The 13060-nt window shown below is 42.9% G+C and carries 14 protein-coding genes; 9 read left to right on the top strand and 5 right to left on the bottom strand.

Going from position 1 to position 13060, the window contains the following annotated elements; genetic code table 11:
- The 3 genes from CXF82_RS22465 to CXF82_RS07555 form a co-directional block, all read left to right on the top strand.
- Positions 1–263, top strand: a 263-nt coding sequence (locus CXF82_RS22465; RefSeq protein WP_374702361.1) for a hypothetical protein, incomplete at its 5' end; no start/stop codon positions are given.
- A gap of 68 nt (positions 264–331) precedes the next feature.
- Entirely contained in the window at positions 332–1195 is an 864-nt protein-coding gene (locus tag CXF82_RS07560) for a PA4780 family RIO1-like protein kinase (RefSeq protein WP_101091363.1), read from the top strand.
- 189 nt (positions 1196–1384) lie between these two features.
- Entirely contained in the window at positions 1385–2035 is a 651-nt protein-coding gene (locus tag CXF82_RS07555; RefSeq protein ID WP_102038382.1) for a 5-formyltetrahydrofolate cyclo-ligase, read from the top strand.
- 29 nt (positions 2036–2064) lie between these two features.
- On the opposite strand, the gene ung is transcribed toward CXF82_RS07555, so the two are convergent.
- Positions 2065–2733 (bottom strand): uracil-DNA glycosylase, encoded by a 669-nt coding sequence (gene ung, locus CXF82_RS07550; protein ID WP_102038383.1) that lies wholly within the window; start codon positions 2731–2733, stop codon positions 2065–2067.
- 224 nt (positions 2734–2957) lie between these two features.
- Here ung and CXF82_RS07545 point away from each other — a divergent pair, with 224 nt between their 5' ends.
- The 3 genes from CXF82_RS07545 to CXF82_RS07535 all read left to right on the top strand — a co-directional run bounded on the left by CXF82_RS07545 (position 2958) and on the right by CXF82_RS07535 (position 4482).
- Positions 2958–3503 carry a type II secretion system protein gene (locus CXF82_RS07545; RefSeq protein ID WP_101091360.1) on the top strand — a complete coding sequence of 182 codons (546 nt, stop codon included), beginning with the start codon at positions 2958–2960 and terminating at the stop codon, positions 3501–3503.
- A 36-nt stretch (positions 3504–3539) separates the two neighbouring features.
- Complete coding sequence (locus CXF82_RS07540) at positions 3540–4085, top strand: prepilin-type N-terminal cleavage/methylation domain-containing protein (protein ID WP_102043944.1); 546 nt, start codon at positions 3540–3542, stop codon at positions 4083–4085.
- A 76-nt stretch (positions 4086–4161) separates the two neighbouring features.
- Positions 4162–4482, top strand: a complete 321-nt coding sequence (locus CXF82_RS07535; RefSeq protein ID WP_101091358.1) for a DUF3144 domain-containing protein — start codon at positions 4162–4164, stop codon at positions 4480–4482.
- Between the two features lie 66 nt (positions 4483–4548).
- On the opposite strand, the gene CXF82_RS07530 is transcribed toward CXF82_RS07535, so the two are convergent.
- Positions 4549–5163 carry a LysE family translocator gene (locus CXF82_RS07530; RefSeq protein WP_101091357.1) on the bottom strand — a complete coding sequence of 205 codons (615 nt, stop codon included), beginning with the start codon at positions 5161–5163 and terminating at the stop codon, positions 4549–4551.
- A gap of 623 nt (positions 5164–5786) precedes the next feature.
- Here CXF82_RS07530 and CXF82_RS07525 point away from each other — a divergent pair.
- Genes CXF82_RS07525 through CXF82_RS07515 form a run of 3 tightly spaced genes read left to right on the top strand, consistent with a single transcriptional unit; the run spans position 5787 to position 9616 of the window.
- Positions 5787–7175 carry a TackOD1 domain-containing metal-binding protein gene (locus CXF82_RS07525; protein ID WP_102043943.1) on the top strand — a complete coding sequence of 463 codons (1389 nt, stop codon included), beginning with the start codon at positions 5787–5789 and terminating at the stop codon, positions 7173–7175.
- Complete coding sequence (locus tag CXF82_RS07520; protein ID WP_101091355.1) at positions 7175–8506, top strand: glycosyltransferase family 2 protein; 1332 nt, start codon at positions 7175–7177, stop codon at positions 8504–8506. Before CXF82_RS07525 ends, CXF82_RS07520 begins: the two co-directional genes overlap by 1 nt.
- A 54-nt stretch (positions 8507–8560) precedes the next feature.
- A complete protein-coding gene (locus CXF82_RS07515; RefSeq protein WP_101091354.1) occupies positions 8561–9616 on the top strand; it encodes an HlyD family secretion protein in 1056 nt (351 codons plus the stop codon).
- 284 nt (positions 9617–9900) lie between these two features.
- Here the strand turns inward: CXF82_RS07515 and CXF82_RS07510 are convergent, their stop codons facing one another.
- From CXF82_RS07510 to CXF82_RS07500, 3 genes are all read right to left on the bottom strand, one after another.
- Entirely contained in the window at positions 9901–11370 is a 1470-nt protein-coding gene (locus CXF82_RS07510) for an AAA family ATPase (protein ID WP_101091353.1), read from the bottom strand.
- Positions 11371–11463: 93 nt separating this feature from the next.
- Positions 11464–12603, bottom strand: coding sequence for an HlyD family secretion protein (locus tag CXF82_RS07505; protein ID WP_102038386.1), 1140 nt, complete (start codon positions 12601–12603; stop codon positions 11464–11466).
- A 1-nt stretch (position 12604) separates the two neighbouring features.
- A complete protein-coding gene (locus CXF82_RS07500) occupies positions 12605–13006 on the bottom strand; it encodes a DUF3302 domain-containing protein (protein ID WP_101091351.1) in 402 nt (133 codons plus the stop codon).
- Between the last annotated feature and the right edge of the window lie 54 nt (positions 13007–13060).

The raw sequence follows: 13060 nt of genomic DNA, 5'->3' as shown, positions 1-13060 counted from the left end.
TAGGGGAAAGAACCAGAGGCAGTCTAAGCCCTCGCCACTATGCCTCACTCACACAAAGTGGCATAAAGGTGAGCTTTAGTGCAGCCTTAGTCTATAGCCCTCAAGGAAAGCTAGTATCAGGTATCGGCATACGCCCTACAATTGACTTAAACGACCTCGCGCTTAATCATGAAAACATCAGGCATTTAATCACTGCTAAATCTAATAGCCCAACACACGCATCAAGCGCCAATGCACTCACAACAGCTAAAAGATCGCCATAAAAGCATCTTTTATGATGAAGATCCGCACTTTGGTTCCATAGCTTGCTTAAGTAGGGTATAAGGGCACTATGAAAACCCCTAAACGACTCCAACCATTGGTTGATGAAGGATTAATAGACGAAGTTGTTCGTCCATTAATGAGTGGCAAAGAAGCCGACGTCTACATCGTAAGATGTGGTGATGATGTCCGCTGCGCTAAAATCTACAAAGAAGCTGACAAACGTAGTTTTAAAAAAGCAGTCGAATATCGTGAGGGCCGTAAAGGCCGCAATAGCCGACGTACTCGTGCGATGGAAAAAGGTTCCAATTACGGCCGTCAAGAACAAGAGAATGCCTGGCAGAATGCCGAAGTAGATGCTTTGTATCGCCTAGCTGATGCTGGAGTGCGAGTGCCTCAACCCTATGGCTGTTTTGACGGCGTATTATTGATGGAGCTGGTTACCGATGACGCCGGCTTCGTAGCGCCGAGATTAAACGATATTAGCCTTACTGAAGAGATGGCCATTGCCCATCATTATCAAGTAATGAAAGATGTGCAGCGTATGCTTTGTGCTGGACTTATTCATGGCGACCTGTCTGAATTTAATGTGCTGCTAGATGATAAAGGCCCAGTGATTATCGATCTGCCTCAAGCTGTCGATGCTGCAGCAAATAACAATGCCAAGCGCATGTTATTGCGTGATGTGAACAACATGACCCAATATTATGGCCAGTTTGCTCCCTCAGTGCTAAAAACCAAATATGCACAAGAGATGTGGCTAAAATTTGAATCTGGCGATCTGTCAGCAGATAGTGAATTAACTGGCGAATTTATTGAGAGCGAACATACCGCCGATATCAATGCCGTATTGGAAGAGATCCAAGCAGCATTCGAAGAGGAACAGGAACGCAAAGAGCGAATTAGTGATGCCGCTGAGCAAGATGAGTATTAGGCAGACCTGCAACTCCACAAGTTAATCATAAAAAAGCCCAACCGACAGTGTTGGGCTTTTTTATGTCGTTGTAGCCTGTAATCTCTCACTATTAACTCACTCGTGAATTGAAGCATCAGCTAAATCCAATTGCGATACCGATTAACAGCCGATAGACTCCATAAGAACTTAAATGGATTAGCGACAACGATGCCCCAGACGCCGACGCCCAAGATATCTCCTCAAAAAATAGCTAGGTCCCATGCCGAGACTCCAGCGGTCACCTCGCCAAAAGCCATTCGCCAAGCGATACGCGTTGCTCGCCGCAACTTAAGCAGTGTGCAACAGTCTATTTTCGCTAATACGGCAGCAATAAAAGCACTGCAAAAACTCAAACAACTGAAGGCAGATAAGGTCGCGTTATATCTGACCAATGACGGCGAACTGGATACTCAAGTGTTAATCAAAACACTTTGGCAACAAGGCATTCATGTGTACTTGCCAAGGCTGCACCCCTTTACCGCAGGCAATCTTATCTTTCTTCGCTATGACGAAGACACTACTGTTGAGAAAAATAGCTTAGGTATTTGGGAGCCACACTTAGATATAACCCAAATGATCTTACCGCATCAGTTGGATGTAGTGATAACCCCGCTGGTCGCCTTTGATGACCAAGGCAACAGAATGGGTATGGGCGGCGGCTATTACGACAGAACCTTAGCCAACTGGCAAACATGCGGAAAACCGTTCCCCATTGGCTATGCTCATGATTGTCAGCAGGTGACTAAGCTGGCTTGCGAACATTGGGATGTGCCTTTACCATTTATCATTACCCCCTCAAAAAACTACTCATTTGACTAGGGGCTAGCCATTGCAACCGGTAATGAAAACTAAACCTGCCAATTAATCGCTGTGGAGCCCTGCTGCTCAAGCAGCTGATTTACATGAGAGAAATGCTTACAGCCAAAAAAACCTCGGTAGGCAGATAATGGCGAAGGATGTGGGCCAGAAACGATTTGATGATGCCCTGCGGTAATGACTTTGCCTTTCTTTTTAGCATGAGCCCCCCAAAGCACAAATATTATAGGTTGAGGCTGCTCATTGAGATGCAATAACACGTTTTGAGTGAATATTTCCCAACCGGACTTGGCATGAGAATGCGCTTTACCCTGCTCGACCGTAAGCACTGTATTTAGCATTAACACCCCTTGCTGTGCCCACGGTAACAGGTTGCCATGCTCTGGGATCGTAAAGCCGTCTATATCGCTAGCCAGTTCCTTATACATATTAACTAAAGAGGGTGGCACTTTTACCCCTTTTTGTACCGAGAAACACAGCCCATGCGCCTGATTGGGTCCATGATATGGATCTTGCCCTATCAGAACGACTCGAACCTCATTTAACGGCGTATATTCAAATGCTGATAATATCTGTTCTTTAGGTGGGAAGATCACTTTACCGGCAGTTCGCTCAGCCTCAACAAAGGTTTCTAGTGCCATATAGTAATCTTGTTGCTGTTGCGCCTGGATGAAGGTTTTCCAGGTTGAATTAATTGTCATCGGAGAGCTCACTAAAATGTTTTATTGATAGTAAGAGTTCACATTATCGCTGGCAATCAGTTAAGGCATTTATAATCATATTTGTGACTAAAGAGCCATCAAACGAGTACGGCAGTTAATCACAATTATCCCCTGGTATTACGTGAATTTATCGTTAAGCGATTGGTATTCGGTATTTTTGATGTTAAAATGCGCGTTCAAATTTGCCCAGGATGGCCAGCCACATGTTGTACTCTTCTACTGTTAAACCCCAATCTGGATTCACCTTAATAGAGCTCGTTGTTGTCATTATTATTTTAGGTATATTGGCTGTAGTGGCCGTACCGAAATTTGTCAATATCTCAGAAGATGCACAAGTATCAATGGTTAAGGGCACGGGCGGTGCATTTAAGTCTGGGGTTGATCTCGCGCGAGCAGTATGGGCAGTAAAAGTTGGCAGCGGCCCTGCTGAAGACTTACCCGTATTCGGCACCGCTCAAGATGGCGAGGTTGACTTTAATGCTAACGGTTGGCCTGCACAGCACTATTCTCAGGGTAACGAAGCGTCACCTGCACTTGATAATGTCGAAGACTGTATCTCAGTGTGGGAAGTTCTCTTTCAAGGTGATGAGCCCAGCGTGTCTGATAACGCCAACACTAATGAAACCCATTACAAAGCGACTTATACTAACGCGACTTGTACATTCAGCTATAGAGACAATACCAATCTATCCATTCGGTACGATTCTAATTTAGGTTCAGTTACAGTAGACTCAGATCCAAGCAGTTAAAATGAGCTAATCTTAACTCAGAGAAAGTACTGAAAAATGGACCTATTCGTGACAAAAAGTAAACGTCATCACGGCTTCACACTTATTGAACTCATTGTTGTTATCATCATTTTAGGAATCATCGCTATTATCGCGATGCCAAAATTTATTAACCTAAGACAAGATGCCGAGACAGCAACACATGAAGCGACTGGCGGTGCTTTTAAAGGCGGTATTACATTAGCTAACGTAAAATGGGCTGCCGCAGGGAACTCGGGGCCCGCTGATAACTTGCAAGTGTTCGGTGGTGGCGCATCTGGTCAGTTAGATATTAACCTTTGGGGGTTTCCGGCTCAGAATTACCCACCATTGGAATCCAGTCCTCGATTGAATAACACCAACGACTGCATGTCGGTTTGGCGAACCATATTAGAAGATGCCCCACTTGTCTCAAACTCCGCAGATACTGTAGATGCCGTTTATCGTGCCGTATATCAAGGACCGGATCAATGCTACTTTTACTACCTTCCAGAACAGACTATGTCCATCTACTATGATTCTCGCGATGGTAGCGTTATTACCGATTCAGATCCCAATAGTTAATAACTAATGATTTCTTAAGTGCTAATTTACGATAGAATCAGGGTTTAGAATATCAATCACTAAGAGCATAAGCAGAATGTCAGAAGCTAAAAAAGAAACTACCATTTTTGAAATAGCCGATCAATTCATTGCATTGGCCAACGAAATTTCAGCAACAGAACAGGATGTCGGTAAAGTCGGCACTGGATTACGTTTTGCCGCAGCGCGTTTCAATGCATTTGAAGCATCACTCAAGTCAGCTGATCTAGCCGCTGAGAAAGATAATGCTGTAGAGTGGTTTGGTAACGAATATAAAGAGATGTTGAAAGACAACATCGAAGATCATATTAAAAATCCATCACAGCCAAAAGCTGAAGAGCCAGCTAAAGATGATTCAGTGCAACAATTTAACTCTTAGTGAACACGCTGTAAAACAAACAAAAACGCCATCAGTTATGATGGCGTTTTTGTTACTCGTGTAGACTTATAAGCTCGCCAGCACTCTTATGGCTAACAAAATCAAGACCACACCAGACAGTTTATCGATAAGTGCGGCTTTTTCACGTAGCTTTGGCAATACCGCTGAATGCGACAATACTAACGCAATTAAGGTATACCAAAGACCATCGACAATCAGCGGTGTTAATACAATCAGTCCTTTTGCAGTCATATTGTCTGCCACCATGACAAATTGACTGAAGAGAGCTAAAAAGAACAACATAATCTTGGGGTTAAATAACGAAATAGCTAAACCATCTCGTGCAGCCGTTAACGCATCAGTCGACTTACCTGCAGCTAACTTATCAGACATGCCACCTTTTGAACGCAGTGCTTGGACGCCCATGTAAGCTAAATACAATGCACCGATGATCGCTATAGCATTGAACACCATTGGCGCCTTCTTCAACACCACGGCAAGCCCTAATAACGTTACCAGTGCATACACCCCAATACCAATAGAGTGAGCCCATGCACAGATAATCCCTTTGGTTCTACCGCCACCAAGGGTATGCCTTACCACCATCGCCAAGCTAGGCCCAGGAGACATCGCTCCCAAACAACAGATAGCTAGCAAACCTAGCCATGCACTAAAACTCATTTAATTCTTTACCTATATTGCTAATATTTATATTAAGTAAACTGGCAAGAAGTATATAGTAAAAACAATATCTATTCGCGCATGTGTGACAAGCTATATGTTACAGAGTTTTTATGAGTCATTTGAAAAAATACATATTGTTTATAATGGCATGTACGTTTTTTGATACTTAATAGTGAGTAATTAACGATTGAAACTATTTGCCCTATTAAGGCTTAAGTCGGTTGTAATGAAACGGCAGCAACTACGTATTTTTCCGAGCCTCACACAAATTTCGCAAAATACATACTAATGAAAATACCAATAGCGTTATTAGGTAATTTGTTCCTAAAACTCTCTATGGCTAACACCCGACTAGGGTTAACTACGAGTTTTACACTTATTGTTTGAGTCCAGCTTCACTTATTAAATTTTGTTCATTTCGATTGAATGTCATACAGTTAAATAATAAGCTCCGTCAGTTAATTGTTCTTTATCCAATTGAATCACAAGAATAAATTAATTAAATGTAGCTAGTGTTACGGCAGTTAGTGCTTAACTTTCCTACACTGTTAATAGCTGCTTGTTATTTTGTTGCTCTACTTGAGTTGCAGCGATTACATTTATAGAAGGGACGGAATGGTATGTTGGTAAGTGGAATGAGTAATGATGGAGAGCTATTTCAGGAGCTCTTTTTATGGATCGGCCAAGATCTGCCAAAAACCACTGACGCTAAGTTTGAATATTTACAAACGCCCAACGAAATCATTGTTAAGCAATTATTACCCGATTGCATCGTGCTATCTATGCCAACGGAAGTACAAGATGAGGTATTGATGACGTTACGTCATCATGAGTTAACATCTCATTGTCTTATTTTAGTCTTGCAGGATAGTCCGCTGTCTCCGTATTTGGCTAATGGTACGTGGGATGAAGATTACACTCAGCATTATCAAACGTATAAGTCACGAAAGCAGCAGATTAAATTACGCTATTATGATGATAATGCTTACAAGCTACTGGCATACCTCTGGTTGCATCCTGAGTTTATCTTAACTCCTCAGAGTGTGCCTTCTAGTAGCACGTTATTCAATTATCCCTTACTCAACTCCTGGGGAATTGCCCCTGAAGAGAGTTTTTCTTGGCTGACCTCGCTCAAACGTAAAGGTTGGATTGAGTCTAATAGCTTAATTAATCGGGTGCGCTTTTGTGGCGCTTGTCAATCTGGGCACCTTAACTACATCGATACTTGCCCTCAATGTCAAAGTATCGAGATTGAAATGCAGGCAAGTCTGCATTGCTTTAATTGTGGCCATATTGGAAAACAGGATAGTTTCAAGAAAAAGTTGGGGCTTAGTTGTCCAAATTGCACCCAAAATCTACGTCATATTGGTGTCGATTATGATCGACCGATTGAAAATCAACATTGTAGCGGTTGTGACTCTATTTTTATTGAAGCCAATGTGGATGCTGAATGTCTACATTGTAAGGTTCACAATAAGCTAGCTGATCTGCAGGTGCGTAATATTTATGACTATCGTCTGGAGACAACTGGCAGACGTATTGTTCGTCAGGGAAAAGATCAAGGCTTATTTGCTTTGCTCCCGGGTGATGCAATGACCAACACTCAGTTTGATTGGTTAATCACCTGGCAGAACCAGTTAGCCATTCGTCATGGACATGAGCATACGATAGTCTCGATTCAAATGTTAAACCTAAATGCGTTTCTTGCACAAGAAGGGGAAACTAAGGGCTTTGCCCATCTAGATGCATTATTGGAAAGGATCAGAAGTACGATTCGTAACACTGATGCGTGCAGCTATTCACCAATTCATGGCTTATTGTTATTTTTGCCATTCACAAAAATAGATCAAATTAAGGTTATCTATAGCAAAATATTTGAGCTTAAAAGTAGACAAACGGTCTCTAATATTGAAGTTAGCATCAGGGCAATTGCACTACCGGATAAAAACTGGGGTGATGATGTTCAGATATGGTTAACAGACAAATTAGCGAGCGTGGAATCACTCTAATGCTAAGTGAGTTTAATACCATCAGCTATATCGTTCTCGATATTTGGTATCAGCTGGGTGAACATCTAATTTTCTTTGTGTGGCTCATTCCCCTTGTGCTTATGTATGAGATGCCTTTGATGATCATTGTCGTCGGAGGTATTTTACGTTGGTATTACACAACGTTTATGGTGCCGCAGAAAACATCACTGTTTAAGCCCAAAGTGTCTTGCGTTATCACTTGCTATGCCGAAGGAGCAGCTGTTAAATCAACCATCGACTCTTTTGTCGAGCAAACTTACGATGGTGAGATTGAGATCATCGCAGTGGTAGATGGGGCTGTACAAAATGGCGATACTTATCGAGTCGCGATGGCGTGTGCTAAAGCCTGTAAGTCGAAAAATCGTCGAGTTATTGTTTTACCTAAATGGCAACGGGGTGGAAGAGTATCTACGTTGAATGCTGGTCTAAGTATGGCGTCGGGGGAAATTGTCATCAATGCCGATGCTGACACCTCTTTTGATAACGATATGGTCAATCAAGTGGTGCCCTATTTCGAAGACCCAAATGTACCAGCTTTAGGCGGGGCGCTCAGAGTAAGAAACATCACTGAATCCATCTGGACCCGAATGCAATCTATCGAGTATTTGATCTCCATGCAGGGAGGTAAAACGGGATTAGCTCAGTGGAATTTACTGAATAATATCTCTGGCGCATTTGGTGTGTTCAGGCGAGATTTTTTGATGCAAATTGGCGGTTGGGATACTCATACCGCTGAAGATTTAGACTTAACGGTAAGAATTAAACAGTATTTTAAGCGGCATCCTAACTGGAAGATCCCATTTGCAACGTTGGCGATTGGTCACACGGATGCCCCAGCAGATCTCAAAACATTAGTGATGCAAAGATTACGCTGGGATGGCGATCTGTTATTTCTCTATTTTAGAAAACATTGGCCTGCATTTACGCCAAAATTGTTAGGCTGGGGTACTTTTTTATTTACCTTATTCTATGGATTTTTACAGAATGTGTTGATGCCTTTCATTATCGTTCTTTATGGGGCTGGTATCATTTTACTCTACCCATGGCAATTTATCGCATCCATATCCACTGTAATTTATAGCCTATATTCTATGGTTTTAGTGTTTTTCTATCTCTTGGTGTTGTTGGCTATTTCAGAACGGCCGAAACAGGATTTAAGGCTAGCCATCTGGTTACCCCTATATCCATTTTATGCACTTTTTATGCGCCTAGTGTGTTTCTTTGCATTGATTAACGAGGTGGTTAGACGTTCACATGAAGAAAGCTCTATGGCTCCATGGTGGGTACTAAAGCGAGGGCGTAAATTTTGAATGATGAGTTACTAAGTTGGGCTACCAAACAAAGAATGAAGCAGGGATATTAAGATGAAAGTAAATTACCAAGCGACGCCTAAGGCTCATAAGCCAGATGTAGATAATGGCGTCGAGGTTAAATATTCTGCAGCTAAACGGGCTGGTTTTAAATTTAGATGGTACATGCTGTTATTTTTGGTGGCCTCTCCTGTCCTTTTAGTGAGTTGGATATTGGCAAAGCCTTATATCTTTGTGCTTGCTCCGGGGATCATTACAGCTGAACCATTGGAGATGAGAGCACCCAGTAAAGGTATGGTGAAAAGTGTGGAGAACCATGCCAGAGGTGAAGTAGAGAAAGGTGGAGATTTATTGGTGATTGCAGATCCAGAATTAGATGCCCAAGTTACAGAGCTCACTCGACAACTAAAGGGGCTCGAAGGGGGAGCATCCTTTGATGGAGAACAGGTATTACAAAGGTTACGTGGTCGTATAGAAGTGGCTCATCATGGTGTAAAGCGCCAAGATGATCTGCTCGTTACCTACTTAGATTTTCAGAAAAGAGGGGTGGTACCCACCTCTGATATGGCCATGGTTATGCAGGCCAATACCGCTTCTAAAATGGCATTAGAGCAGGCTAAGGTTGACCTGCTACATGAGCTTGAACGGCAACATATTCAGAGCATTGCGGGTGTAGTCACTCAAACGCGTAATCAACTTAAATCTCAACTTGCCAAGCTAAAGTCAAAACAAACAGAGATGAAGATAATGGCACCGTTTACCGGCAGGGTTGAGGACACTTTGGTACAAGTTGGTGAACAAGTAAATGTGAATCAACCCTTACTATGGCTAACCGGCAGAGATAAGCCCGTGGTATTAGCCTATTTAGATCCTAAATATCTCGAGTACGTTGAGATCGGCCAGCAAGCCACCATTAAGTTACCCAACGGGCAGGATATAAGGGGCAAGATAGAAGAACCTACTGAACTGGTGACTAAGATCCCTAAGCAGCTCTCTGGCCCTTTCGATGGTGAGAAGGCTGCACTAAAAGTAACGCTAACATTGGATGATGTTTTACCTTTCACTGTAGAGGGCGTTCCAGTTGAAATCAGTTTTGATTACCAATGGTAACTATAATCTGTATATGAAACATCAAATTGTCGTTTTTGATACACTCCTGAAGGGTTCAACTTCTCCGCCTTTTTCTGGTAAGTTGCAACGATTCGACAAGCTCATGTGATGTATAAGAGGGAAATTGTGATGCGTAATAGGACTTGATGAATACTGCTGTATTCATCATAGTTTGTAGCCTATTTTATTTAAGAAATAGGCTACAAACTCTATGGAACTAGCGCAAAATATCCATTGCAAACAGCTTTGTCTGACTATAACAATCTAATGAATCCACCGACTGATTAACGGTGCGCGTTTACCGTGCGATCTGCCGCCCAATGTCTTAATCCTGCCAGCTTTTCACGCATGACAACCGATAACGGTCGTGTATTCATTAACTCTGCAATCAGAAGGGGTTGATCAACATCTTGGTTAGTGGCTCTTGCGGTATAAATGGCCGAGATAACAGCTTGCTCAATTTCAGCCCCCGAAAAACCTTCACTTGCCATAGAAAGCTGAGCTAAGTTCAAAATACTCGGATCAAGACTACGCTTTTTAACATGGATAAGAAAAATCGCTCTGCGGATCTCGTCATCCGGCAAGTCGACAAAGAAAATCTCATCCATTCGCCCTTTACGCATCAGCTCTGGTGGTAATGCGCTAATATCATTGGCTGTGGCAACCAGAAACACATCGGACTCTCGTTCGGCCATCCAAGTCAAAATAGTCCCAAGGATCCGCTTCGATGTGCCATCGTCACTGTCGCCACTGCTTAGGCCTTTTTCTATTTCATCAATCCACAAAACACACGGTGACATCACGTCAGCAAGTTCGAGCGCTTGACGAAGATTCTTCTCTGTTTCACCGATATATTTATTGTAAAGCGCTGCCAAGTCCATCTTTAGCAGAGGCCTTTGCCACAATCCAGCTACCGCTTTGGCTGCTAAGCTTTTACCACTCCCCTGCACGCCTAACAGTAAAATACCTTTGGGACTGTCGATCGCACTTGCGTGACCTAATGATGGCGAACGGTGCTGCAACCATGTTTTAAGGTTATGCAAACCCGCCACTTGAGAAAAGTCGCTAGTGTCGTATTCAAACTGCAGTACCCCATCCATATTGAGCAGTTCAAACTTACCACGGTTAACAATATCGATATCGGAGTAAGTGATCGCACCGTCATCCACAATGGCTTTATGTGCCAAACGACGAGCATCATCAAAGGTCACCCCTCTTAGATTATCAGCAAGTTTTAACGCCGCTGACTCATCGACGTCAATATTAAAGCCTTGTTGATTAGCCTGCTTAACCTGCTCATTGATAATATTAAGTAGCTGAGTACTATTAGGTAATGACAGTCGAAAATGAGCGCAATAGCGCTTAATCTCTGCCGGGATCTCAAAGGCATGACTAATCAACACTATGGTGTGCTGCAGCGCTTCATACTCCAATGCTATCTCTTTAAGTAAGCGTATATTCTTGGGTTCATCAATAACAAAAGGATGAAAATCGCAAAGTGCATAGATCCCACGTTGGGTCGTCGACTTTATCTGCCCCAAAATATCGCTAGGCTCACTATTAAACTTCTGCACTCCCATGTCTTTATCGACTCGCGATAGCCCTTGCGTAATACTCCAACTGAACAGGGGTTGATACAGTACCAGCGACACCTTTTTGAGCAACTCAATGACTCGGTACTCTTCATAGGTTTCGATAATCACAATGGGAGTATTGGAACGCAAAACTGCTGTCAAATCCCTGATATCTTGCATTCTTTACTGCCTATTCAATGTAAAACCAATAATAAAGGGACCTTAACGGTCCCTTTCAACAATTGCATGACGCTGCGCTTATACACTATGCCATTAATGGAATAGATAGTTCAGCCAACCTTGCATTCTTAACAAGACTTTTCGCATTATCGCCACGTGCGCAAAATGTTCAGTATAAATTGCGATATGGCCAGAAACACCAGCAGGGAAGCGTTTAATAATTTCATCCTGATCTTCTAGCTCAATCACAACGATAGCTCTGCCACGTACCGTCATAATACTAGAAGTGATAAGCCGACCACCAGACTGGATCTCCCCCTCAGCCATCGCAGGTAATATCTGCGCGACTTTGCCCTTAAAGACGACACCTGGTGCACCGTCCAAAATAACCTCGGCTTCGTCACCTTCCTGCAGTCTTAATAAAGAGTTTTGCCAAAATGAGCCTGCAAAAATACGGTCGTCATCAGGTATGAAACTGAGCAGTGATCTCAGCGGCATAGGCACCGCTACGATCCCTGGACGTAATGCCAACTGTGTCACCATGCCATCAGCAGGCGCTCTAACCACGGTCTGATCTAGGTCAAATTGTGCTTTTTCAAGCTCGCCCTGGATCCCTGCAACTTTAGTATTAACCCCATCTACATTTGACTCAAACGCTAATCGCACTCTTAATTCGTCAGCATTGGCAGCGGTCAATTGTGCCTCTGATGCTAAATAAAGTTGGCGTTTATTATCAAGCTCTAACTCAGTAAAAGGTGAGTTTGCACCGCCTCTTTTACGACCTTTTTCGTAACGAGCATAAGCTGACTTGGTTCTATCTCTATCTGCAGTCACTCTTACCACTGAAGCTTTAGCCATCTCCCAAGAGGCTTTCAGTTGTGGCACTTCAAGCTCTGCCGCCACTAACGCTGCGCGCTTTTGTTTTACAATGGCTGCATATCCCGTAGGATCGAGCTTAAATAATACATCACCTTTTTTGATCGATGTGTTTGGCTCAACGTCCACTGAAACGACCACTCCTCGTACTAGCGGGTTGATCGGCGTTGTAACGAACATCTCTTTAGCAAAAGGTGTGTAAGGATGGTTGTAGTTCATTAATACAATCAATGCGCCAACAATAAAGATGCCGCCTAAAATTGCTGTCGGGACCGTCCATTTTGTCAGTGGGATCTTGAATATTTTAAAAATAGCGATACAAATTGCGGTATAAGTAAGAACGAGTAATAAGTCCATGCTACGCCTTCCCCTCTAGTGATCCACTGGTCTCTTCGACAACGGGCTCGACCTGCTCTACAGCAGTATGACGACCTTCAACAGCGGCTAACCTTTGTTCTAATTTTCTCACGGTTTCAGTCAAGCCCTTGACCTCGCTGTCTAAAATCTGTTCTTTCTCGATAACTTGGTTGAAACCCCAACCACGATCTTCGCGATACAAGGTGGCCCAGATCCACAAAAAAGGCCAGATAGCGTGTAGCGTAAAAAGGCTAACCCAACCAGCAACATGAATAGCATCTTGCTGAGGATGATTTCGATCTTTTGCTATTTCATAAGGGATGTCGTGAATTGCTATCACACCATAAAAAATAAAAATGGCGACAAAAAAGATAATTCCTAATGCAAAGTAATCTAAAAACACAGCGAACTCCTTTAAATGTGTTAATTACGGGAATTAATTATCCCCACCGCAATA

The sequence above is a fragment of the Shewanella sp. GutDb-MelDb genome (assembly GCF_002836075.1).
GTDB lineage: Bacteria > Pseudomonadota > Gammaproteobacteria > Enterobacterales > Shewanellaceae > Shewanella.
The sequence above is the reverse complement of the archived record's forward strand: the minus strand, read 5'-3'. Positions and strand labels throughout refer to the sequence as shown.

Coding starts and splice junctions, on each gene's coding strand:
- CXF82_RS07560 (WP_101091363.1), top strand. CDS start 332: ATGAAAACCCCTAAACGACTCCAACCATTGGTTGATGAAGGATTAATA.
- CXF82_RS07555 (WP_102038382.1), top strand. CDS start 1,385: ATGCCCCAGACGCCGACGCCCAAGATATCTCCTCAAAAAATAGCTAGG.
- ung (WP_102038383.1), bottom strand. CDS start 2,733: ATGACAATTAATTCAACCTGGAAAACCTTCATCCAGGCGCAACAGCAA.
- CXF82_RS07545 (WP_101091360.1), top strand. CDS start 2,958: ATGTTGTACTCTTCTACTGTTAAACCCCAATCTGGATTCACCTTAATA.
- CXF82_RS07540 (WP_102043944.1), top strand. CDS start 3,540: ATGGACCTATTCGTGACAAAAAGTAAACGTCATCACGGCTTCACACTT.
- CXF82_RS07535 (WP_101091358.1), top strand. CDS start 4,162: ATGTCAGAAGCTAAAAAAGAAACTACCATTTTTGAAATAGCCGATCAA.
- CXF82_RS07530 (WP_101091357.1), bottom strand. CDS start 5,163: ATGAGTTTTAGTGCATGGCTAGGTTTGCTAGCTATCTGTTGTTTGGGA.
- CXF82_RS07525 (WP_102043943.1), top strand. CDS start 5,787: ATGTTGGTAAGTGGAATGAGTAATGATGGAGAGCTATTTCAGGAGCTC.
- CXF82_RS07520 (WP_101091355.1), top strand. CDS start 7,175: ATGCTAAGTGAGTTTAATACCATCAGCTATATCGTTCTCGATATTTGG.
- CXF82_RS07515 (WP_101091354.1), top strand. CDS start 8,561: ATGAAAGTAAATTACCAAGCGACGCCTAAGGCTCATAAGCCAGATGTA.
- CXF82_RS07510 (WP_101091353.1), bottom strand. CDS start 11,370: ATGCAAGATATCAGGGATTTGACAGCAGTTTTGCGTTCCAATACTCCC.
- CXF82_RS07505 (WP_102038386.1), bottom strand. CDS start 12,603: ATGGACTTATTACTCGTTCTTACTTATACCGCAATTTGTATCGCTATT.